Source organism: Streptomyces sp. NPDC111606, from assembly GCF_055656945.1.
Map to the genome: position 1 here is coordinate 169,899 of NZ_JBVKBY010000001.1, position 21,787 is coordinate 191,685.

General features: G+C 69.5%; 22 protein-coding genes. 10 read left to right on the forward strand and 12 right to left on the reverse strand.

Annotated elements, in window-relative coordinates:
- The first annotated feature begins 24 nt into the window (after positions 1-24).
- Positions 25-846, forward strand: coding sequence for an AbfB domain-containing protein (locus ACZ7M7_RS00830; RefSeq protein ID WP_472111561.1), 822 nt, complete (start codon positions 25-27; stop codon positions 844-846).
- 87 nt (positions 847-933) lie between these two features.
- On the opposite strand, the gene ACZ7M7_RS00835 is transcribed toward ACZ7M7_RS00830, so the two are convergent.
- From ACZ7M7_RS00835 to ACZ7M7_RS00870, 8 genes are all read right to left on the reverse strand, one after another.
- Entirely contained in the window at positions 934-1,266 is a 333-nt protein-coding gene (locus ACZ7M7_RS00835) for a metal-sulfur cluster assembly factor (RefSeq protein ID WP_328428541.1), read from the reverse strand.
- Positions 1,263-1,730 (reverse strand): Fe-S cluster assembly sulfur transfer protein SufU, encoded by a 468-nt coding sequence (gene sufU / locus ACZ7M7_RS00840; protein ID WP_328882426.1) that lies wholly within the window; start codon positions 1,728-1,730, stop codon positions 1,263-1,265. Before sufU ends, ACZ7M7_RS00835 begins: the two co-directional genes overlap by 4 nt.
- Positions 1,731-1,746: 16 nt before the next feature.
- Positions 1,747-3,003: a cysteine desulfurase gene (locus ACZ7M7_RS00845; RefSeq protein ID WP_383597139.1), complete on the reverse strand. Its 1,257-nt coding sequence runs from the start codon at positions 3,001-3,003 to the stop codon at positions 1,747-1,749.
- The gene (sufC, locus tag ACZ7M7_RS00850; protein WP_383597136.1) at positions 3,000-3,764 is read right to left on the reverse strand and encodes a Fe-S cluster assembly ATPase SufC; all 765 of its coding nucleotides are present in this window, start codon (positions 3,762-3,764) and stop codon (positions 3,000-3,002) included. The genes ACZ7M7_RS00845 and sufC overlap by 4 nt, the downstream gene beginning before the upstream one ends.
- 7 nt (positions 3,765-3,771) lie before the next feature.
- Positions 3,772-4,089, reverse strand: coding sequence for a non-heme iron oxygenase ferredoxin subunit (locus tag ACZ7M7_RS00855; protein WP_016436140.1), 318 nt, complete (start codon positions 4,087-4,089; stop codon positions 3,772-3,774).
- A complete protein-coding gene (sufD, locus tag ACZ7M7_RS00860) occupies positions 4,089-5,270 on the reverse strand; it encodes a Fe-S cluster assembly protein SufD (RefSeq protein ID WP_472111563.1) in 1,182 nt (393 codons plus the stop codon). Before sufD ends, ACZ7M7_RS00855 begins: the two co-directional genes overlap by 1 nt.
- Before the next feature lie 62 nt (positions 5,271-5,332).
- Positions 5,333-6,757: a Fe-S cluster assembly protein SufB gene (gene sufB / locus ACZ7M7_RS00865; protein WP_383597130.1), complete on the reverse strand. Its 1,425-nt coding sequence runs from the start codon at positions 6,755-6,757 to the stop codon at positions 5,333-5,335.
- The gene (locus ACZ7M7_RS00870) at positions 6,754-7,506 is read right to left on the reverse strand and encodes a helix-turn-helix transcriptional regulator (RefSeq protein WP_383597127.1); all 753 of its coding nucleotides are present in this window, start codon (positions 7,504-7,506) and stop codon (positions 6,754-6,756) included. The genes sufB and ACZ7M7_RS00870 overlap by 4 nt, the downstream gene beginning before the upstream one ends.
- Before the next feature lie 161 nt (positions 7,507-7,667).
- Here ACZ7M7_RS00870 and ACZ7M7_RS00875 point away from each other — a divergent pair, with 161 nt between their 5' ends.
- The 4 genes from ACZ7M7_RS00875 to ACZ7M7_RS00890 all read left to right on the forward strand — a co-directional run bounded on the left by ACZ7M7_RS00875 (position 7,668) and on the right by ACZ7M7_RS00890 (position 11,275).
- Entirely contained in the window at positions 7,668-8,465 is a 798-nt protein-coding gene (locus ACZ7M7_RS00875) for an AAC(3) family N-acetyltransferase (protein ID WP_383597125.1), read from the forward strand.
- Between the two features lie 45 nt (positions 8,466-8,510).
- Positions 8,511-9,434, forward strand: coding sequence for an ABC transporter ATP-binding protein (locus tag ACZ7M7_RS00880; RefSeq protein ID WP_472111564.1), 924 nt, complete (start codon positions 8,511-8,513; stop codon positions 9,432-9,434).
- Between the two features lie 56 nt (positions 9,435-9,490).
- Positions 9,491-10,207 (forward strand): ABC transporter permease, encoded by a 717-nt coding sequence (locus ACZ7M7_RS00885; protein ID WP_472113840.1) that lies wholly within the window; start codon positions 9,491-9,493, stop codon positions 10,205-10,207.
- A 75-nt stretch (positions 10,208-10,282) separates the two neighbouring features.
- The gene (locus ACZ7M7_RS00890) at positions 10,283-11,275 is read left to right on the forward strand and encodes a COX15/CtaA family protein (protein WP_383624899.1); all 993 of its coding nucleotides are present in this window, start codon (positions 10,283-10,285) and stop codon (positions 11,273-11,275) included.
- Between the two features lies 1 nt (position 11,276).
- Here the strand turns inward: ACZ7M7_RS00890 and ACZ7M7_RS00895 are convergent, their stop codons facing one another.
- The 4 genes from ACZ7M7_RS00895 to ACZ7M7_RS00910 form a co-directional block, all read right to left on the reverse strand.
- On the reverse strand, positions 11,277-12,032 hold the full coding sequence (locus ACZ7M7_RS00895; protein ID WP_472111565.1) for a nucleotidyltransferase: 756 nt from the start codon (positions 12,030-12,032) through the stop codon (positions 11,277-11,279).
- A gap of 18 nt (positions 12,033-12,050) precedes the next feature.
- Positions 12,051-13,157, reverse strand: a complete 1,107-nt coding sequence (locus ACZ7M7_RS00900; RefSeq protein ID WP_383597116.1) for an amidohydrolase family protein — start codon at positions 13,155-13,157, stop codon at positions 12,051-12,053.
- Positions 13,158-13,249: 92 nt separating this feature from the next.
- The gene (locus tag ACZ7M7_RS00905) at positions 13,250-13,570 is read right to left on the reverse strand and encodes a hypothetical protein (RefSeq protein WP_383597114.1); all 321 of its coding nucleotides are present in this window, start codon (positions 13,568-13,570) and stop codon (positions 13,250-13,252) included.
- Between the two features lie 58 nt (positions 13,571-13,628).
- Positions 13,629-14,615: a heme o synthase gene (locus ACZ7M7_RS00910; RefSeq protein WP_472113843.1), complete on the reverse strand. Its 987-nt coding sequence runs from the start codon at positions 14,613-14,615 to the stop codon at positions 13,629-13,631.
- A 377-nt stretch (positions 14,616-14,992) separates the two neighbouring features.
- Between ACZ7M7_RS00910 and tkt the strand changes: the two genes are divergently transcribed.
- Genes tkt through pgl form a run of 5 tightly spaced genes read left to right on the forward strand, consistent with a single transcriptional unit; the run spans position 14,993 to position 21,757 of the window.
- Entirely contained in the window at positions 14,993-17,080 is a 2,088-nt protein-coding gene (gene tkt / locus ACZ7M7_RS00915) for a transketolase (protein WP_383597107.1), read from the forward strand.
- Positions 17,081-17,114: 34 nt separating this feature from the next.
- Positions 17,115-18,233, forward strand: a complete 1,119-nt coding sequence (gene tal / locus ACZ7M7_RS00920; protein WP_383597105.1) for a transaldolase — start codon at positions 17,115-17,117, stop codon at positions 18,231-18,233.
- Positions 18,234-18,237: 4 nt separating this feature from the next.
- Positions 18,238-19,776, forward strand: coding sequence for a glucose-6-phosphate dehydrogenase (gene zwf / locus ACZ7M7_RS00925; RefSeq protein WP_472111566.1), 1,539 nt, complete (start codon positions 18,238-18,240; stop codon positions 19,774-19,776).
- Positions 19,773-20,978, forward strand: coding sequence for a glucose-6-phosphate dehydrogenase assembly protein OpcA (opcA, locus tag ACZ7M7_RS00930; RefSeq protein ID WP_472111567.1), 1,206 nt, complete (start codon positions 19,773-19,775; stop codon positions 20,976-20,978). Before zwf ends, opcA begins: the two co-directional genes overlap by 4 nt.
- The gene (gene pgl / locus ACZ7M7_RS00935) at positions 20,975-21,757 is read left to right on the forward strand and encodes a 6-phosphogluconolactonase (RefSeq protein WP_383597096.1); all 783 of its coding nucleotides are present in this window, start codon (positions 20,975-20,977) and stop codon (positions 21,755-21,757) included. Before opcA ends, pgl begins: the two co-directional genes overlap by 4 nt.
- The last annotated feature ends 30 nt before the right edge of the window (positions 21,758-21,787 follow it).

Sequence of the window (21,787 nt, forward strand, 5' to 3'; positions counted from 1 at the left end):
TGACGCCGCTGGGGGGAACAGCGCATGCCAGAAAACAAGTCCCGGCCGTCTCAGGACCAACCTTGGGAGAACGGCTGGGCTCCGGACACCTCCCGGGCGCCGGGGACGCGCCGCCTGTGGCTGGCGGGCGGGATGGCGGTGGCGACGATCGTCGCGTGCGCCACGGCAATCGTCGTAATGGAGAGGGCACCTGACGAGCAGACACGCTCGGCACCGGCCGACGACACCATGACGGCCCCCGGCCTGATCTCCTTCGCCACACCCTCGGAGACTCCTCCGAAGGGCAAGGGCGGCCTGTCGACAGCCGGGGCGACGACCGGGGCACCCCGCCAACAGGACGTCGGCACACCCAAGCCCGCGCCGAAACCGTCCAGGTCACCCTCCCCCGGCGCCGGTTCCTCAACAGCCCCGAAGCCCCCCGCAGCCACGACCTGGCGTTCCTTCCGCTCGGTCAACTTCCCCGACCGCTACTGGCACGTGAGCAGCGGTTACGTGGCCCTGGACCCGGTCCGCGGTTCCGAATCCCGCGAGGGCTCCACCTTCAAGCAGGTGAGGGGCCTGGCCGACAGCTCCTGCTACTCCTTCGCCACGCACGACGGCGCCTACCTGCGCCACCGCAACTTCGTGCTGCGCGCCGAACGCCACGACGGCTCCGCCCAGTTCGAGCAGGACGCCACCTTCTGCCCCCGCGACTCGTCCCACTCCGGCGCGACGATGCTGGAGTCGGTCAACTACCCGGGCTACTTCCTCCGCCACAAGAACTTCGTCGTCCGCCTCGAACGCTTCGAGTACAGCTCCCTGTACCTGGCGGACTCGTCGTTCCGGATGGTCGGCGGGCTGACCTGAGCCAAGCCCGAGTACGAGCACGGGAAAGCGGCGGCACCCGGAAGGTGCCGCCGCTTTGTCCGTGAGTGGGGAGCCTCGAACCCTGGATCAGACGTTGAACCCGAGCGCCCGAAGCTGCTCCCGCCCATCATCCGTGATCTTGTCCGGCCCCCACGGCGGCATCCAGACCCAGTTGATGCGCAGCTCGTTGACGAGGCCGTCCGTGGCGGACTTGGCCTGGTCCTCGATGACGTCCGTCAGCGGGCACGCCGCCGAGGTCAGGGTCATGTCGAGCGTCGCGATGTTCGCGTCGTCGATGTGGATGCCGTAGATGAGGCCGAGATTGACGACGTCGATACCCAGCTCGGGGTCGACGACGTCGTACAGCGCCTCACGGACCTCTTCCTCCGAGGCCGGCTTCATCTCCACGGTGTCACTCATGCCGTCTTCCTTTCGGCGTCGGCGTCGCCCAGCGCCTGGGCCGTCGCGTCCTTCCACGCCATCCAGCTCAGGAGGGCGCACTTGACCCGGGCGGGGTACTTGGAGACTCCGGAGAACGCGACCGCGTCCTCCAGAACCTCCTCCATCGCGTCGTCGGGCTCGAGCTTCCCCTTGGACTGCATCAGCTCCAGGAAGGTCTCCTGGATCTTCTGCGCGTCGGAGAGGTCCTTGCCGACGAGGAGTTCGTTCAGTACGGACGCGCTCGCCTGGCTGATGGAACAGCCCTGGCCCTCGTACGAGACGTCCTCGATCTTCGTGCCGTCGTACTTCACGCGCAGGGTGATCTCATCGCCGCACGTCGGGTTGACGTGGTGCACCTCGGCGTCGCCATCCCGCAAGCCCCGCCCGTGCGGGTTCTTGTAGTGGTCCAGGATGACTTCCTGGTACATCGAATCCAGCTTCATGCGATCGCTCGTCCCGTCAGCCGAAGAAGTTCCGGACGTGCTCCAGGCCGTCCACCAGAGCATCGATCTCGGCCGGCGTGGAGTACAGATAGAACGACGCTCGCGTGGTCGCAGGAATTCCGTACCGCAGGCACACCGGGCGGGCGCAGTGGTGGCCGACCCGGACCGCGATGCCCTGCTCGTCGAGGACCTGGCCCACGTCGTGCGGGTGGATGTCGCCGAGCGTGAAGGAGATCGCGGCGCCCCGGTCCTCGGCCGTGGTGGGGCCGATGATCCGGAGGTCCGGAACCTCCGCGAACCGCTTCACCGCGTACTCGGTGAGCGCATGCTCGTGGGCGAGGATCTTGTCCATGCCGATCGAGTTGAGGTAGTCGATCGCCGCGCCGAGACCGATCGCCTGGGAGATCGGGGGCGTGCCCGCCTCGAACTTGTGCGGGGCGGGAGCGTACGTCGACGAGTGCATCGACACGGTCTCGATCATCTCGCCGCCGCCGAGGAACGGAGGCAGGTCCTCCAGCAGCTCCTGGCGGCCCCACAGGACGCCGATGCCGGTCGGGCCGCACATCTTGTGGCCGGTGAAGGCCACGAAGTCGGCCTGGAGCGACTGCACGTCCAGCGGCATGTGGGGAGCGGCCTGCGAGGCGTCGATGCACACCAGCGCGCCGACCTCCTGCGCGCGGCGCACTATCGCCTCGACCGGGTTGAGCGTGCCCAGGATGTTCGACACCAGCACGAAGGAGACGATCTTCGTCTTCTCCGTGATGATCTCGTCGATGTTGGACAGGTCGAGACGGCCGTCGTCGGTGAGGCCGAACCACTTCAGCTTCGCGCCCGTGCGCTGCGCGAGCAGCTGCCACGGCACGATGTTGGAGTGGTGCTCCATCTCCGTGATGACGATCTCGGTCTCGTGGTCCACCCGGTAGGGCTCGTCGGCCCAGCCGAGCATGTTGGCCACGAGGTTCAGCGACTCGGAGGCGTTCTTGGTGAAGATCACCTCGTCGCGGCTGGGCGCGTTGATGAACTCCGCGACCTTGTCGCGCGCGCCCTCGTACAGCGCCGTGGCCTCCTCGGCGAGGACGTGCACGCCACGGTGGACGTTGGCGTTGTGCTGCTCGTAGTACTCGGAGAGCACGTCGAGCACCTGGCGCGGCGTCTGCGAGGTCGCCGCGTTGTCCAGGTACACGAGCTTCTTGCCGTCGTGGACGACGCGGTCCAGGATCGGGAAGTCCTTGCGGAGCGCCTCGGTGTCGAGGAGGCCCGGCAGCTGTGTCACGCGGATGCGCCACCCTTCACGTACTTGTCGTAGCCCTCGGCCTCGAGCTGGTCGGCGAGTTCCGCTCCGCCGGACTCGGCGATACGGCCGTTCGCGAACACGTGCACGTGGTCGGGCTTGATGTAGCGCAGGATGCGCGTGTAGTGGGTGATCAGCAGCGTGCCGACCTCACCGGTCTCGCGGACCCGGTTCACGCCCTCGGAGACGACGCGCAGGGCGTCGACGTCCAGGCCGGAGTCGGTCTCGTCGAGGATGGCGACCTTCGGCTTGAGCAGCTCCAGCTGAAGGATCTCGTGGCGCTTCTTCTCACCGCCGGAGAAGCCCTCGTTGACGTTGCGCTCGGCGAAGGAGGGGTCCATGTTCAGGCGCTCCATGGTCTCCTTGACCTCCTTCACCCAGGTGCGCAGCTTGGGGGCCTCACCGCGGATGGCGGTGGCGGAGGTGCGAAGGAAGTTCGACACGGACACACCCGGGACCTCGACCGGGTACTGCATCGCCAGGAACAGGCCCGCGCGGGCGCGCTCGTCGACGGACATCTCCAGGACGTCCTCGCCGTCGAGGGTGACGGTGCCGGAAGTGATCGTGTACTTCGGGTGGCCCGCGAGGGAGTAGGCGAGGGTCGACTTGCCCGAGCCGTTGGGGCCCATGATGGCGTGCGTCTCGCCCTGCTTCACGGTGAGGTCGACGCCCTTGAGGATCTCCTTCGTGGCGTTGTCGGCCTCGACGGTGACGTGCAGGTCGCGGATTTCAAGCGTTGCCATGGGTGCCTCAGGACTCCTGGTTGAGGGAGACGAGCACGTCGTCCCCTTCGATCTTTACGGGGTATACGGGGACGGGGCGCGTCGCGGGAAGGCCGGACGGCTTGCCGGTGCGGAGGTCGAAGCTGGAGCCGTGCAGCCAGCACTCGATCTGGCAGTCCTCCACCTCGCCCTCGGAGAGCGAGACGTTCGCGTGGGAGCAGATGTCGTGGATCGCGAACACCTCCCCCTCGGTCTGCACGACCGAGACCGGCGTGCCGTCGAGTTCCACCCGCTTCGGGGTGTCCTCCTCCAGCTCGCTCAGCCCGCAGGCGCGTACGAAAGCCATCAGACCGTGGCCTCCAGCTCCTCGTCGATCTTCACGAGGAGGCGCTCTTCGATGTCGTCGACGCCGATCTGCTGGACGAGCTCGGCGAAGAAGCCGCGCACGACCAGGCGACGGGCCTCGTCGGCCGGGATGCCGCGGGCCATCAGGTAGAAGAGCTGCTCGTCGTCGAAGCGGCCGGTCGCCGAGGCGTGGCCGGCGCCGACGATCTCGCCGGTCTCGATCTCCAGGTTCGGCACGGAGTCGACGCGGGCGCCGTCGGTCAGAACCAGGTTGCGGTTCATCTCGTACGTGTCCGTGCCCTCGGCCTTGGCCTCGATGAGCACGTCGCCGATCCACACCGCGTGCGCTTCCTCGCCCTGGAGCGCGCCCTTGTAGGCGACGTTCGACTTGCAGTGCGGGGTGTTGTGGTCGACCAGGAGGCGGTGCTCCTGGTGCTGGCCGGCGTCTGTGAAGTAGAGGCCGAAGAGCTCGGCCTCACCGCCGGTGCCAGCGTAGGCGACGCGCGGGTGGAGGCGTACGAGGTCGCCACCGAAGGTGACCACGAACGACTTGAAGGTGGCGTCCCGGCCGATCAGCGCGTTGTGCTGGCCCACGTGAACGGCCTTGTCGTCCCAGTCCTGGACGGAGACGACGGTGAGCTTGGCGCCGTCGCCCAGGATGTAGTCGACGTTGGCGGCGAGCACCGCGTCACCGGTGTGGTCGATGACGACGACGGCCTCGGCGAAGGCTCCGAGCTCCACGACCTGGTGGCCGTAGGCGACCCCGCCCTCGCCGTGCACGGCGATGCGGATCGGCTCGGCGAGGACCGTCTCCTTGGGGACGGTGATCACGCCGGCCTTCTCGAACGCCGAGTACGCCTGGGCGGCGACCCGGTCCACGGGCATGCCCGCCTTGCCGAGGCGCGCGTCGTCACGGCCGACGGTCTCGACGGTGACGCCCTCGGGGGCCTCGACGGTGACCTGGAGGCCGTCGCCGGTCGCCACGGCGGTGCCGTCGTGCAGCCCGCGCAGGCGCTCCAGCGGGGTGAACCGCCACTCCTCCTCGCGGCCGTGCGGGACCGGGAAGTCCGCCACGTCGAAGGACGGGGGCGCGCTCATGCGCGTGGCGACGGTCGACTCGGCGGCCACCGCGATCTGGCCCGCGGTGGTGGAGCCCACGGGGATGTTCTGAGCCTCAGCCATGGCTGTCGGTCTGCTCTCTTTCCTACGTCAGATTTCGCTAGCTGCTTGTCCGGAGACCGGTCTTAACCGACCGCGCCTTCCATCTGCAGCTCGATCAGCCGGTTGAGCTCGAGGGCGTACTCCATGGGCAGTTCCTTGGCGATCGGCTCGACGAAGCCACGCACGATCATCGCCATCGCCTCGAACTCGCTCAGACCGCGGCTCATCAGGTAGAAGAGCTGGTCCTCGGAGACCTTGGAGACGGTCGCCTCGTGGCCCATGGACACGTCGTCCTCGCGGACGTCCACGTAGGGGTACGTGTCGGAGCGGGAGATCGTGTCGACGAGCAGCGCGTCGCACAGCACGTTGGACTTCGAGCCGTGGGCGCCCTCACCGATCTCGACCAGACCGCGGTACGAGGTACGGCCGCCACCGCGCGCGACGGACTTCGACACGATGTTGGAGGAGGTGTTCGGCGCCATGTGGACCATCTTGGAGCCGGCGTCCTGGTGCTGCCCCTCGCCCGCGAAGGCGATGGACAGGGTCTCGCCCTTGGCGTGCTCGCCCATCAGGTAGACGGCCGGGTACTTCATCGTCACCTTGGAGCCGATGTTGCCGTCGATCCACTCCATGGTCGCGCCCTCGTAGGCGACGGCGCGCTTGGTGACCAGGTTGTAGACGTTGTTCGACCAGTTCTGGATGGTCGTGTAGCGGCAGCGGGCGTTCTTCTTGACGATGATCTCGACGACCGCGGAGTGCAGCGAGTCCGACTTGTAGATCGGGGCCGTGCAACCCTCGACGTAGTGCACGTAGGCACCCTCGTCGACGATGATCAGGGTCCGCTCGAACTGGCCCATGTTCTCCGTGTTGATGCGGAAGTAGGCCTGGAGCGGGATCTCCACGTGGACGCCCGGCGGCACGTAGATGAAGGAGCCGCCCGACCACACGGCGGTGTTCAGCGACGCGAACTTGTTGTCGCCGACCGGGATGACGGTGCCGAAGTACTCCTTGAAGAGCTCCGGGTGCTCCTTCAGGGCCGTGTCGGTGTCCAGGAAGATGACGCCCTGCTCCTCCAGGTCCTCGCGGATCTGGTGGTAGACGACCTCGGACTCGTACTGGGCCGCGACACCGGCGACGAGGCGCTGCTTCTCCGCCTCGGGGATGCCGAGCTTGTCGTACGTGTTCTTGATGTCCTCGGGCAGGTCCTCCCAGGACTCCGCCTGCTTCTCCGTGGAACGCACGAAGTACTTGATGTTGTCGAAGTCGATGCCGGAGAGGTCCGAGCCCCAGTTCGGCATGGGCTTCTTGTCGAACAGCCGCAGACCCTTGAGACGGAGCTTGGTCATCCAGTCCGGCTCGTTCTTCTTCCCGGAGATGTCACGGACGACGTCCTCGCTCAGACCACGCTTCGCAGAGGCGCCGGCTTCGTCGGAGTCGGCCCAGCCGTATTCGTACTTGCCCAGACCCTCGAGCTCAGGGTGGGCAGTCTCCTCGATGGGGAGAGTCATGCGGGGTTCCTCCCGGCCGTGCTTGCAGGTGCGTTATCGGTGGTGTGGGAAATCTTTGGGATGAACGTCGTGCAGACGCCGTCGCCGTGCGCGATGGTCGCCAGTCGCTGGACGTGCGTTCCGAGCAGCTCGGCGAAGATCTCCGTCTCCGCCTCGCACAGCTGGGGGAACTGCTCCGCGACATGGGCCACCGGACAGTGGTGCTGGCAGAGCTGCTCGCCTTTTTGAGGGAGGGGTGCGCTGCGCGCCGTTGCAGCGTACCCGTCTGCGCTCAGGGCCTTGGCCAGGGCTTCGGTGCGCTTGTCCGGGGTGGCCGCCTCGACCGCCTTGCGGTACGCGCTCGCCTGGGCGGCGATCCGGGCGCGGGCAAAGGCGGCGACCGCCTCGCTCCCGCCCTCGCGCTCGGCGATCCACTTCAGGGCGTCCACGGCGAGCTTGTCGTACGACTGGTCGAAGGCGTCGCGGCCGCAGTCGGTGAGCGCGAAGACCTTGGCGGGACGGCCACGCGTGCGCGTGCCGTACACCCGCTGTTCCCGGGCCTCCACGACATCGTCCGCGACCAGCGCGTCCAGATGCCTGCGTACGGCGGCCTGGGTGAGTCCCAGCCGGCCGGCAAGCTCGGCGACGGTCGACGGCCCGTGGTCCAGGATGGATCGCGCGACCCGGTTGCGCGTGGAGCGCTCCCCGGTCGCGAGCTCCTCCTGAGGAGTTCCCATGGGGGCCTCCCGAGCCTCGCCGACGTTTTTCACAACGCCATTGTTGCGTAATTCCTCAGAGGCAGGCAAGCCACGCCCGGAGACCTCGCGGGTGCCCTGCGTCACTTAGGCATACCTAATCTGACCTGCGGAAACGATCATTGATCGATCAAATCGCTGGCGTCACGAGGCTCCCTGCGGGACACTCCCGAAACATGTCGACACCCCCTCCGACCGGCCCTCTTGTCACTCGGGACACCCTCGCGGCACAACTTCGCGAGCTGGGCGTCCAAACCGGTGAAACCCTCCTCGTGCACTCCTCGCTCAGCTCCCTCGGCTGGGTCTGCGGAGGCGCCGTCGCGGTCGTCCAGGGACTGCTCGACGCACTCGGTCCGGACGGCACCCTGGTCGTCCCCACCCAGTCCGGTGATCTCTCGGACCCGGCGGTGTGGAGCAACCCGCCGGTGCCCGAGGAGTGGTGGGACACGATCCGGGCGACCATGCCCGCCTACGACCCCCTGGTCACGCCCGCGCTCGGGGTGGGCGTGATCCCGGAGACCGTACGGACCTGGCCGGGTGCCCTGCGCAGCGCGCATCCGCAGACGTCCTTCGCCGCCGTCGGCCCGCGCGCGGCGCGGATCACCGAGGGCCACGCCCTCGACTGCCGGCTCGGCGAGCGCAGCCCGCTGGCCCGGCTGGAGGCGCTCCAGGCGCGTGTGCTGCTGCTCGGCGCCGGTTACGCGACGTGCACCAGCTTCCATCTCGCCGAGTACCGGATACCTTCGCCGCTGGTGAAGGTCGGCCGGCCAGGGCCTGCGGGCTGGGAGGTGGTGACCGAGGTGTCGATCACCTCGGACCGGTTCGACGAACTGGGGCGCGACTTCGACCGGGACCGTCCCGTCGTCAGGGGAAAGGTGGGCGCGGCCGAGGCACGGCTGTTCCCCGTGGCGGACGCGGTGGCGTACGCGGGGCGGTGGCTGGAGATTCACCGGCCCCGCGCGGAGGAGATGTGAACCCGGCCGTTCGGGTTACCGGCCGCGTACCTAGACTCTGGAGCCATGCGAACTGAGCCCGTGGTCCAAGTCCAGGCCCTGGTGAAGCGGTACGGCACGAAGACCGCGGTGAACGGCCTCGACCTGGTGGCCCAGGCGGGCGTGACCGCCGTGCTCGGACCCAACGGCGCGGGCAAGACGACGACCGTCGAGACCTGCGAGGGATACCGGAAGCCTGACTCCGGCTCCGTGCGGGTCCTGGGCCTCGACCCGGTGAGACAGTCCGGCGCGCTGCGGCCCCGCATCGGCGTGATGCTCCAGTCCGGCGGTGTCTACTCGGGCGCACGGGCGGACGAGATGCTGCGCCATGTCGCCAAGCTGCACGCCCACCCTCTGGACGTGGACGCCCTCATCGAGCGGCTCGGCCTCGGCAGCTGCGGCCGGACCACGTACCGCCGCCTCTCCGGAGGCCAGCAGCAGCGGCTCGCGCTCGCCATGGCCGTCGTAGGCCGCCCGGAGCTGGTGTTCCTGGACGAGCCGACCGCCGGGCTCGACCCGCAGGCCCGCCGCGCCACCTGGGAACTGATCCGGGACCTGCGCGCGGACGGCGTCTCCGTGATCCTCACGACCCACTACATGGACGAGGCCGAGCAGCTCGCCGACGACGTCGCGATCATCGACGCGGGCCGGGTCATCGCCCAGGGCTCCCCGGAGGAGCTGTGCCGCGGCGGCGCCGAGAACACGCTCCGCTTCATCGGCCGCCCGGGCCTGGACGTGGGCTCCCTCCTCAAGGCCCTGCCCGCCGACTGCTCGGCCGCGGAACTGACGCCGGGCTCGTACCGGGTCGTCGGCAAGGTCGACCCTCAGCTGCTCGCGACGGTGACGTCGTGGTGTGCGCAGCACGGGGTGATGCCGGAGAAGATCTCGGTGGAACGGCACACCCTCGAAGACGTGTTCTTGGAACTGACCGGCAAGGAGCTGCGTTCGTGACCACGGTCGGTACGGGTACGTACACCCCGGAGCCGGGCGCCGCCCCGCTCCCCCGCATGATCGCGGCCCAGGCGGCGCTCGAGACGAAGATGCTGCTGCGCAACGGCGAGCAGCTGCTGCTGACCGTCGTGATCCCCACACTGCTGCTGGTGCTCTTCAGCTCGGTGGACATCGTCGACACGGGCGCCGGCGAGGCCGTCGACTTCCTCGCCCCCGGCATCCTCGCGCTCGCCGTGATGTCGACGGCGTTCACGGGCCAGGCCATCGCCACGGGCTTCGAGCGCCGGTACGGCGTGCTGAAGCGGCTGGCGGCCTCGCCGCTGCCCCGCTGGGCCCTGATGGCGGCGAAGACGGTATCGGTGCTGGTCACCGAGGTCCTGCAGATCGCCCTGCTGACGGTGATCGCCTTCGCACTGGGCTGGTCGCCGCAGGGCAACCCGGCAGCCGTCGTCCTCCTGCTGATTCTGGGGACGGCAGCCTTCTCGGGGCTCGGACTGCTGATGGCCGGCACGCTCAAGGCCGAGGCCACCCTGGCCGCCGCCAACCTGGTCTTCCTGCTGCTGCTCGTCGGCGGCGGGGTGATCGTGCCGCTGGACAAGTTCCCGGCGGGTGCGCAGGACGTGCTGGGGCTGCTGCCGATCTCGGCACTGTCGGACGGGCTGCGGGACGTGCTCCAGCACGGGGCCGGGATGCCGTGGGGTGACCTGGGGATTCTGGCCGTGTGGGCGGTCGTCGGGCTGGCGGCGGCGGGGAAGTTCTTCCGCTGGGAGTAACCCGGTCCGCTTGGCGAGCGGGACCCTCGTGAAACCGTGCACAAGCGGCCGCCTACGATAGGGCGCGTGCCAAAGCTGACCCGCGCCGACGCCGTAGCGGCCGTGCGCAACCCCCTCGCCTTCATCGCCGCACGCTGGACCCCGACCCCGAGGACGGTCCGACGGGCGGCACTCGCCGCCCTCGTGATGTCGGTGCTCATCGTGGTCACCGGCGGTGCGGTACGCCTCACCGGATCCGGGCTCGGCTGCCCGACCTGGCCCAAGTGCACCGACGACTCGCTCACCGCCACCAGCGAGATGGGCCTGCACGGCGCCATCGAGTTCGGCAACCGCATGCTGACGTACGTGCTGTGCGCCGCGGTCGGCTGGGCGATCATCGCCGCGCGCTCCGAGAAGCCGCACCGGCGTGGCCTGACCCGGCTGGGGTGGGCGCAGTTCTGGATCGTGATGAGCAACGCGGTGCTCGGCGGCATCGTCGTGCTGGTCGGCCTCAACCCGTACACGGTCGCGGCCCACTTCGTGGCGACGTCCGCCCTGATCGCGGTCGCCACGGTGATGTGGCAGCGCACCCGGGAGGGCGACGCGGCGCCGCGTCCGCTGGTCGGCAAGGCGGTGCAGCAGCTGGTGTGGGTCCTGGTCGGGGCCTCGGTGCTGCTGATCCTGGTCGGCACGGTGGTCACCGGTGCCGGTCCGCACGCGGGCGACTCCAGCGAGGTCGAGCGGATGCCGCTCGACTGGGAGAACGTCACCAAGCTGCACGCCGTGCTGGCCTGGATCGTGGTCACGCTGACCTTCGCCCTGTGGTTCGTCCTCAAGGCGGTCGACGCCCCAAAGGGCCCCCTGAACCGCACCCGCGACCTCTTCCTGGTCCTCCTCGCCCAGGGCGTCATCGGCTATGTCCAGTACTTCACGGACCTCCCGGAGATCCTGGTGGGCCTGCACATGCTCGGCTCGGCCGTGACCTGGATCGCGGTCGTGCGGGTGGCGCTGGCCCTGCGGGAACGACCGTACGACGAGATCGGGCTCCCGTCTCCGGCGGCCGAGCCGACGGTCGGCACGCGCGCGTGAGTCAGCTGTACGTCGTCACCAACTCGTCGATCGCGGGGCCCAGGTAGCTCCGGGTCAGGCCGGCCCTGTGCGTCGCCCACTCCCCGGTCGGCGTCGGGGGCACGGAACGGTCGTAGCGGCGCCTGCGGATGTCCTCGACGACTTCGGCGGGCGCTCCGAGGCCGGGCAGCAGGTCCAGGGCCTCGCGCTTGGAGATCAGCCGGCCGTCGCGCAGGGTGACGCTCGCGCGGGCGTAGGTGATCACCCCCAGGTCGACCCACACGTCCTTCGTCCACAGCGAGGTGTTGTCGACCGCCGACCGCCAGAAGTCCCGCTGGTCCCGTACGACGAACTCGCCGAGCTCCCGGTCCGGCACCGGCGGCAGCAGCCCGGCGGGCGCCTTCCCGTACAGCACTCGGCCGAAGGTTTGCAGCTCACGCCGGGTCACCGGGGTCACCGTCCGTTTGAACAACTGCTCGTGCGCCCAGGTGAGGTGGCGTCGGTCGGCGTCGTCCGCCGTGTCCGGTGTCAGGTACGTGCAGTGCAGCAGCCGGGCAAGCGGCTCGGACCGCAGCCGGGCGTGGACCTTCGCCACCTGCCAGACGGTGCGGGGCGTGAGCGGGCCGTTCACGACGGCGATCATGTCCAGATCGCTGCGGCCCTCCTGGTAGTCACCGCCGGCGAGTGAGCCGTGCGCCCAGACGGCGACGGGAGCGGCGGGAGCGAGAGTCGTCGCCAGCTCGGCGAGAAAGCGGTCGAGTAAGGCATCGGTCGGCATCCGCCCAGTCTGTACGGCTCACTCCAGTGCGTACACCCGCCGGGCGTTCCCCGCCGCCACCATCCCCGCCACCCGTTGCGCGTCCCCCAGGGACCACGCCCCCTCCGCGACCCAGCCGCCGAGCACCCTGGCGAGGGCCTCGCGGAACAGGCGGGCTCCGACGACATGCAGCTCGGGCAGGCCCTGGGCACCGCTGGAGAAGAGGATCTTGCCGAAGGGGGCCAGTTCCAGGATCTCGGCGAGGATCGTGGCCGCGCGGGCGCCGGTGCGGATGAGTGCGGCGCCCGAGTCGGCGTAGACATGCGGGAAGACACCGGCCAGATGGGCGGCGTGGCGGTGGTACGGGTAGCCGTGCAGCAGGACCAGGTCCGTGCCGAGACCGGCCGTCGCACGGACGAAGTCCGTCAGCAGCACCGGGTCCGTGCGGTCGATGCGCAGCCCCGGCTCCCCCAGCCCCGCGTGCAGTTGCAGCGGCAGCCCCGACGCCACCGCGATCCACAGCAGGTGCCGCAGCAGCACGGGGTCGCTCAGCTCGCCGCCGACCCTGCGCGCCGCCAGCCAGCGCCCGGCGGCGCCCCGCACCTCCCCCGGCCCCGGCGGTTCGGGCGCGAGCGCGAGGCCGTGCCGGACGCCCGCCACGGAGGTGAAGGCCACCGCGTTCGCCGCCGCGCCGTGCACCGACTCGGCGAGGTTGGCGAGGAAGGACTCGACCGTGCCGGAGGTGTCGGCGACCTGTTCGGCGAGGAGTTCGAGGCGCACGATCTCACGGGCCTCGGCGGATGCGGCGGACGCCATCTCCGGAGGGCCGGTGAGGTCGCCGGGCAGGCCGGTGTCGATCAGATACGTCGTGATGCCGCTGCCCCGCAGCAGGCGCCGGCCCGCCTCCAGTACGCCGAGTTCACGGCGCCGGGCGAGATAGCGGGCGGGTAAGCAGTGCGGCTCCAGACCGAGGAGGGGCGGGCACCAGCGGCGTACGGCGAAACCGGTCTGGGTGTCGAAGAGCGTGGTGCCGGGCGCCGGTGGGCCCTCGGTGCGGGCCAACTGGGCCTCGAAGGTGCCGAGGCCCAGCTCCGTTCGCAGTACGCCATGGCAGTACTGGTCCACGAGGGATGGCGTTTCGATCATCCGGACTCCCCGTGGGTGGACGCTGCGCTGTCTCTACAGGTCCTAACGGGTGAACGGTGACTTGGTGTTGCGTAAGAAGAAAGGGGCGTGGATCAGCCGCCGACTTGGATGCCGGCCATCCTCTTCCACTCGTACTCGCCCGTCTTCACCTTCGCCGCGAATTCGCCGTCGAAGGCCTCGTGGCGGGTGACGCCGGCCTTCTCCACAGCCTTCTCGGCGATCTCGAACGACGGTGCCACCAGGTCTCCCCAGCCGCCGTCCTCGCCGACGAGCACGATGCGGGCGCCCCGCTCGCCGATGTACGCGACCTGGGCCTCGGTGCCGCCGTGGGACTTCGCGAAGGCGCTGATCTGCTTGGCCAGCTTGGCCACCCTGCGCTCGGCCTTCTGATCAACCTGCTGCGTGTCTGCCATGTCCAGGATGCTACTCACGAGTAGATCAGCTGGCGAGGGCCGGGCACTGTGACGTGCGTCAGCGCAGGAACGGGTCCACGGCCACCGCCACGAACAGCAGCGAGACATACGTGATCGACCAGTGGAACAGGCGCATTTCCTTCAGCTTGCCGCCCGTCACCTCAGCCTTCGCGCGGTTCTGCAGCGCGTGCGCCTCCCACAGCCACCAGCCGCCGGCGGCCAGTGCGACCGCGGTGTAGAACCAGCCGGTGTAACCGAGCGGCGTCAGCAGGAGGGACACCGCGACCATCACCCAGCTGTAGATGACGATCTGCTTGGCGACGACCTTGTTCGAGGCGATGACGGGCAGCATGGGCACGCCCACGCGCGCGTAGTCGTCCTTCACCTTCATGGACAGCGGCCAGTAGTGCGGCGGCGTCCAGAAGAAGATCACCAGGAACAGGATGAGCGGCGCCCAGGTGAGGGAGTTCGTGACGGCCGTCCAGCCGATCAGCACCGGCATGCAGCCCGCGATGCCGCCCCACACGATGTTCTGCGAGGTACGGCGCTTGAGGATCATCGTGTAGACGACGACGTAGAAGAGGAGTGCGCCGAGGGAGAGCCAGGCCGACAGCCAGTTGACGGTGAGGCCGAACAGGAGCGTGGAGACCACCGCCAGCGTGATGCCGAAGGCAAGGCACTCGCGCGGACTGACCATCCCGGTGACCAGCGGGCGCTGCGAGGTGCGGTCCATGAGCGCGTCGATGTCACGGTCGATGTACATGTTCAGCGCGTTGGCGCCACCGGCGGAGAGGTAGCCGCCGATGCAGGTGAGCAGCACCAGACCGAGGTCGGGCACACCCTGCTCGGCCAGGAACATCACCGGAACGGTGGTGATCAGCAGCAGCTCGATGATCCGCGGCTTGGTAAGCGCCACGAACGCCTTGACCCGGGCCCCGATCGGCCGCCGGCTCGGGCTCTGGCTCGTCCCGATATCCCCCATAGCCTTAATGGCATGGGCGGTGCCCCCATCCGCTGGACGGGATTCAACGGCCGTCACGCACACCCCTGACAGAGACATCCCAGCAAGCCTCCCCGTGTGAAGTCCCGGTAAAGGCTCGCGCGTACCACGCCACTGTAGACGTTGCCCAGACCCGGACATTCGCGGGGGTGGGGTCGTGTTGGAGAGGGCGGTCCGACGGGCGCACGGAAGCTCGATTGAGCACCCGGATGAGCGCCTGCGTATTCACTTGCCGAACGCGGAACGAGCCAGTCGGGAGGCGCATCCCGGCGACTCCCGGCAGTCTGGAATGACTCGAAAAAACGCACGTACTTCCAGGGGTAGGCTCGACAACGGCCGGCCGACGCAGAGAACGCCGGCAGCCGGTGGGCGCATGCCCGAAACACCGGCATCCGACATGTGGAGAGGAGCCCTGACCCAGGGTGAGCACCAAGCCGACCACCACAGACCTCGAGTGGACCGAGCTGGACCAGCGGGCCGTCGACACCGCCCGCGTCCTGGCCGCCGATGCCGTACAGAAGGTCGGAAACGGCCATCCGGGTACGGCGATGAGCCTGGCACCTGCCGCCTACACCCTCTTCCAGAAGGTGATGCGGCACGACCCGGCGGACGCCGACTGGGTCGGGCGCGACCGCTTCGTGCTGTCCGCGGGCCACTCGTCCCTGACCCTCTACACCCAGCTGTACCTGGCCGGCTTCGGCCTGGAGCTGGACGACCTGAAGGCGTTCCGGACCTGGGGTTCGAAGACCCCCGGTCACCCGGAGTACGGCCACACCACGGGCGTCGAGACGACGACCGGCCCGCTGGGTCAGGGTGTCGCCAACGCCGTCGGCATGGCGATGGCGGCCCGCTACGAGCGCGGTCTGTTCGACCCGGAGGCCCCCGAGGGCACCTCTCCGTTCGACCACTTCGTCTACGCCATCGCCGGTGACGGCTGCCTCCAGGAGGGCATCTCCGCCGAGGCCTCCTCGATGGCCGGCCACCAGAAGCTCGGCAACCTGATCCTGCTGTGGGACGACAACCACATCTCGATCGAGGGCGACACCGAGACGGCCGTCTCCGAGGACACCGTCAAGCGGTACGAGGCGTACGGCTGGCACGTCCAGCGCGTCGCCCCGCAGCCGGACGGCGACCTCGACCCGCACGCCATCTACGACGCGATCGAGGAAGCGAAGAAGGTGACGGACAAGCCGTCCTTCATCGCGATGCGCTCGATCATCGCCTGGCCGGCCCCGAACGCCCAGAACACCGAGGCCGCCCACGGCTCGGCGCTCGGCGACGACGAGGTCGCGGCCACCAAGCGCGTCCTCGGCTTCGACCCGGAGCAGTCCTTCGAGGTCTCCGACGAGGTCATCGCCCACACCCGGGGTGCCCTGGAGCGCGGCCAGGCGGCCCGTGCCGTGTGGGAGAAGTCCTTCCAGCAGTGGCGGGACAACAACGCCGAGCGCGCCGCCGAGTTCGACCGCATCGCCGCGGGCGAGCTGCCCACCGGCTGGGAGGAGAAGCTCCCGGTCTTCGAGCCCGGCAAGGGCGTCGCCACGCGTGCCGCGTCCGGCAAGGTGCTCCAGGCCCTCGGCGCGGTCATCCCGGAACTGTGGGGCGGCTCGGCCGACCTGGCCGGCTCCAACAACACGACGATCGACAAGACGTCGTCGTTCCTCCCGGCGGACAACCCGCTCCCGGAGGCGGACCCGTACGGCCGCACGATCCACTTCGGCATCCGCGAGCACTCCATGGCCGCGGAGATGAACGGCATCGCGCTGCACGGCAACACCCGTATCTACGGCGGCACGTTCCTCGTGTTCTCCGACTACATGCGCAACGCCGTACGTCTGTCGGCCCTGATGCACCTGCCGGTGACGTACGTGTGGACGCACGACTCCATCGGTCTCGGTGAGGACGGCCCCACCCACCAGCCGATCGAGCACCTGGCGTCCCTGCGCGCCATCCCCGGTCTCAATGTCGTGCGGCCCGCCGACGCCAACGAGACCGCGATCGCCTGGCGCGAGATCCTCAAGCGCTACACCAAGGAGTTCGGCAAGGGTGCCCCGCACGGGCTGGCGCTGACCCGCCAGGGCGTGCCGACCTACGAGGCCGACGAGGACGCCGCGCGCGGCGGTTACGTGCTGTTCGAGGCCGACGGCGGCGAGCCGCAGGTCGTCCTCATCGCCACCGGCTCCGAGGTGCACGTCGCCGTCGAGGCACGCGAGCAGCTGCAGGCGGACGGGGTGCCGACGCGAGTCGTGTCCATGCCGTCCGTGGAGTGGTTCGAGGAGCAGGACCAGGGGTACCGGGACAGCGTTCTTCCGCCGGCCGTCAGGGCGCGGGTCGCGGTGGAGGCCGGCATCGGTCTCACCTGGCACAAGTACGTCGGGGACGCGGGTCGCATCGTTTCCCTGGAGCACTTCGGTGCTTCGGCCGACGGCAAGGTCCTTTTCCGGGAGTACGGCTTCACTGCCGAGAACGTGGCGGCCGTCGCGCGGGAATCCCTCGCCGCGGCCCAGCGCTGACGCTCATATACGAGACGTAGGAGTTTGATTTTCCATGACAGACGCACTCAAGCGCCTCTCCGAGGAAGGCGTCGCGATCTGGCTGGACGACCTGTCGCGCCAGCGCATCACGTCCGGCAACCTGGCCGAGCTGATCGACCAGCAGCACGTCGTGGGTGTCACCACCAACCCGACGATCTTCCAGAAGGCGATCAGCAGCGGTGACGGCTACGAGCAGCAGCTCGCCGACCTCGCCGCCCGCAAGGTCACCGTCGAAGAGGCCGTACGCATGATCACGACGGCGGACGTCCGCGACGCCGCCGACATCCTGCGCCCGGTCTTCGACGCCACCGGCGGCCAGGACGGCCGGGTCTCCATCGAGGTCGACCCGCGCCTGGCCCACAACACCCGCGCGACCGTCGCCGAGGCCAAGCAGCTGGCCTGGCTGGTCGACCGCCCCAACACGCTCATCAAGATCCCGGCCACCAAGGCGGGCCTCCCGGCGATCACCGAGGTCATCGGCCGCGGCATCAGCGTCAACGTCACGCTGATCTTCTCGCTGGAGCGCTACCGCGAGGTCATGGACGCCTACCTCGCCGGTCTGGAGAAGGCCAAGGCCAAGGGCCTGGACCTGTCCAAGATCCGGTCGGTGGCGTCGTTCTTCGTGTCCCGCGTGGACACCGAGATCGACAAGCGGATCGACGCGCTCGGCACCGACGAGGCCAAGGCCGCGCGCGGCAAGGCGGGCGTGGCCAACGCGCGCCTCGCCTACGAGGCGTACGAGGAGGTCTTCTCCTCCGACCGCTGGAGCACGCTGGAGAACGCGGGCGCCAACAAGCAGCGTCCGCTGTGGGCCTCCACCGGTGTGAAGGACAAGGCCTACAAGGCCACCCTGTACGTCGACGACCTGGTCGCGCCGAACACGGTCAACACCATGCCGGAGGCCACCCTGCAGGCGACCGAGGAGAGCGGCTCGATCACCGGCAACACCATCGCAGGCACCTACCAGCAGGCCCGCGCCGAGCTGGACGCCGTCGAGCGCCTCGGCATCTCGTACGACGACGTCGTGCAGCTGCTGGAGGACGAGGGCGTCGAGAAGTTCGAGGCGTCCTGGAACGACCTGCTCAAGTCGACCGAGGCAGAGCTCGAGCGCCTCGCCCCCTCGGAGGGCTGATCCCTTGCCACCCTTCACCGTCACTGAAGCGAACCCGCTTCGTGACGCCGCCGACCGACGGCTCCCGCGTATCGCGGGGCCGTCGGGCCTGGTGATCTTCGGCGTTACGGGCGATTTGTCACGTAAGAAGCTGATGCCGGCCGTTTACGACCTCGCCAACCGGGGTCTGCTGCCGCCGGGTTTCTCGCTGGTGGGCTTCGCCCGCCGCGAGTGGGCCAACGAGGACTTCGCGCAGGAGGTCCACGACGCCGTCAAGGAGCATGCCCGCACCCCCTTCCGTGAGGAGGTCTGGCAGCAGCTCATCCAGGGCATGCGCTTCGTGCAGGGCACCTTCGACGACGACGCCGCCTTCGAGCGGCTGCGCGGCACCATCGAGGAGCTGGACAAGGCCCAGGGCACGGGCGGCAACTTCGCCTTCTACCTCTCGGTGCCGCCGCGCTCCTTCCCGGTGGTCATCCAGCAGCTGAAGAAGCACGGCCTCGCCGAGCAGACGAGCAGCTCCTGGCGGCGAGCGGTCATCGAGAAGCCCTTCGGACACGACCTTGCGTCGGCCGAGGAGCTCAACAAGGTCGTCCACGAGGTCTTCGCCCCGGACCAGGTCTTCCGCATCGACCACTACCTGGGCAAGGAGACCGTCCAGAACATCCTGGCGCTGCGGTTCGCCAACACGATGTTCGAGCCGATCTGGAACCGGTCCTTCGTGGACCACGTGCAGATCACCATGGCCGAGGACATCGGCATCGGCGGTCGCGCCGGCTACTACGACGGCATCGGCGCCGCCCGTGACGTCATCCAGAACCACCTGCTCCAGCTCCTGGCACTGACCGCGATGGAGGAGCCCGCCTCCTTCGACGCGGACGCGCTGGCGGCCGAGAAGACCAAGGTGCTCGGTGCCGTACGGCTGCCGAAGGACCTGGGCCGCGACACGGTGTTCGGGCAGTACGCGGCCGGCTGGCAGGGCGGCGAGAAGGCGGTCGGGTACCTCCAGGAGGAGGGCATCGACGCCAAGTCCAAGACGGACACCTACGCCGCGATCAAGGTGGGGATCGACAACCGCCGCTGGGCGGGTGTCCCCTTCTACCTGCGCACCGGCAAGCGCCTGGGCCGCCGCGTCACCGAGATCGCGGTCGTCTTCCAGCGCGCGCCGCACTCCCCCTTCGACACGACGGCCACCGAGGAGCTCGGCCAGAACGCGATCGTGATCCGCGTCCAGCCGGACGAGGGCGTCACGGTCCGCTTCGGCTCGAAGGTGCCGGGCACGTCGATGGAGATCCGCGACGTGTCGATGGACTTCGCGTACGGCGAGTCCTTCACGGAGTCGAGCCCGGAGGCGTACGAGCGTCTGATCCTGGACGTTCTCCTGGGTGACTCGAACCTCTTCCCGCGCACCGAGGAGGTCGAGCTGTCCTGGAAGATCCTCGACCCGATCGAGGAGTACTGGGACAAGAACGGCAAGCCGGCCCAGTACCCGTCCGGTACCTGGGGCCCCGTCGAGGCGGACGAAATGCTCGAGCGAGACGGACGGAGCTGGCGCCGGCCATGAAGATAGACCTCACGGACACCACTGCCAGCAAGATCAACAAGGCGCTGGTGCAGGGCCGCCGGGCCATCGGCACGCCGGCCGTGGGCATGGTGCTCACGCTGGTCATCGTCACGGACGAGGAGAACGCCTACGACGCTCTGAGGGCCGCCAACGACGCCTCGCGCGAGCACCCCTCGCGCACGCTCGTGGTCATCAAGCGCGTCTCGCGCTCGCCCCGCGACCGCACGCAGTCCCGGCTGGATGCCGAGGTGCGGGTGGGCGCGGAGGCGGGCACCGGCGAGACGGTCGTCCTGCGGCTGTACGGCGAGGTGTCCGACCACGCCCAGTCGGTCGTCCTGCCGCTGCTGCTGCCGGACGCCCCGGTGGTGGTCTGGTGGCCGGTCAACGCGCCGCTCGACCCGGCGAACGACCCGCTGGGCGCGCTGGCCCAGCGCCGGGTGACCGACACGTACGCCTCGGAGCAGCCGGTACGGGAGCTGTCGGCCCGCGCCGACGCCTACACACCCGGCGACACCGACCTGTCCTGGACCCGGATCACGCCGTGGCGCTCGATGCTGGCGGCGGCTCTGGACCAGGTGGTCTGCGAGGTGCAGGCCGTCGAGGTGGAGGGCGAGGAGTTCAACCCGAGCTGTGAGCTGCTGGCGATGTGGCTCGCGGACCGGCTGGACGTCCCCGTCAAGCGGTCGCTGTCGTCGGGCCCCGGCCTGACGGCGGTCCGTATGGACACCGACTGCGGCCCGATAGCGCTCGACCGGGCGGACGGGTCCCTGGCGACCCTCTCCATCCAGGGCCAGCCGGACCGTGCGGTGGCGCTGAAGCGGCGGGAGACGGCCGAGCTGATCGCGGAGGAGCTGCGGCGGCTCGACCCGGACGACACGTACGCCTCGGCGCTGCGGTTCGGGGTGGAGCGGCTGAGCGCCGGGCCGGCTCCGGCGGTTCGGGGCGTCGAGGCCGCGATCGCCAAGGCTGCGCAGGCCGTCGCCCTGGCCGAGGCCGCCGTGGCCAGGGCCGAGGAGTCGCCGGCCAAGGAGTCGCAGGCCGGGGAGTCGCAGGCCAAGGAGTCGCAGGGCGGGGAGGGAGCGCCGGCCAAAGGAGAACCGGCCGGACGAGCCGCTCTCCCGGCTCCCGTCGAAACCGCTGCGAAAGCACCCGCGAAGGAAGCGACGGCACCGGAACCGGTGAAGAGGGCGGCGGCCAAGTGAGTACTCCGCAGCTGGTCGTGCACCACGACAAGGAGCTGATGGCGCAGGCCGCGGCGGCCCGGCTGATCACGAAGATCGTGGACGCGCAGGCCTCCCGGGGCTCGGCGTCCGTGGTCCTCACGGGTGGCCGCAACGGCAACGGCCTGCTGGCCGCGCTCGCGGCGGCCCCCGCCCGGGACGCCGTCGACTGGGGTCGGCTGGACCTCTGGTGGGGCGACGAGCGTTTCCTTCCCGAGGGCGATCCGGAGCGCAACGTCACTCAGGCGCGTGCGGCCCTGCTGGACGCGGTGCCGCTGGATCCGAAGCGGGTGCACGCCATGCCCGCCTCGGACGGCCCGTTCGGCACGGACGTGGAGGCGGCCGCTGCCGCCTACGCGGAGGAACTGGCGAGGGCGGCGGGCCCGGAGAACCACGGCGCGGTTCCCACGTTCGACGTCCTGATGTTGGGCGTGGGTCCGGACACGCACGTGGCCTCCCTGTTCCCGGAACTGCCCGCGGTACGGGAGACGGACCGCACGGTCGTCGGCGTGCACGGCGCCCCCAAGCCCCCACCGACCCGTGTCACCCTCACGCTGCCCGCGATCCGGGCGGCGCGTGAGGTGTGGCTGCTGGCGGCGGGCGAGGACAAGGCACAGGCGGCGGCCATCGCGCTGTCGGGCGCGGGTGAGATCCAGGCACCGGCGGCCGGGGCGTACGGCCGTGCCAGGACACTGTGGCTGCTGGACGCGGCGGCCGCTTCGCAGTTGCCGCGGTCGCTGTATCCACCGGCGTCCGCGTGAACGCACTTCGGGCCCTCGCTTCCCGGTGAA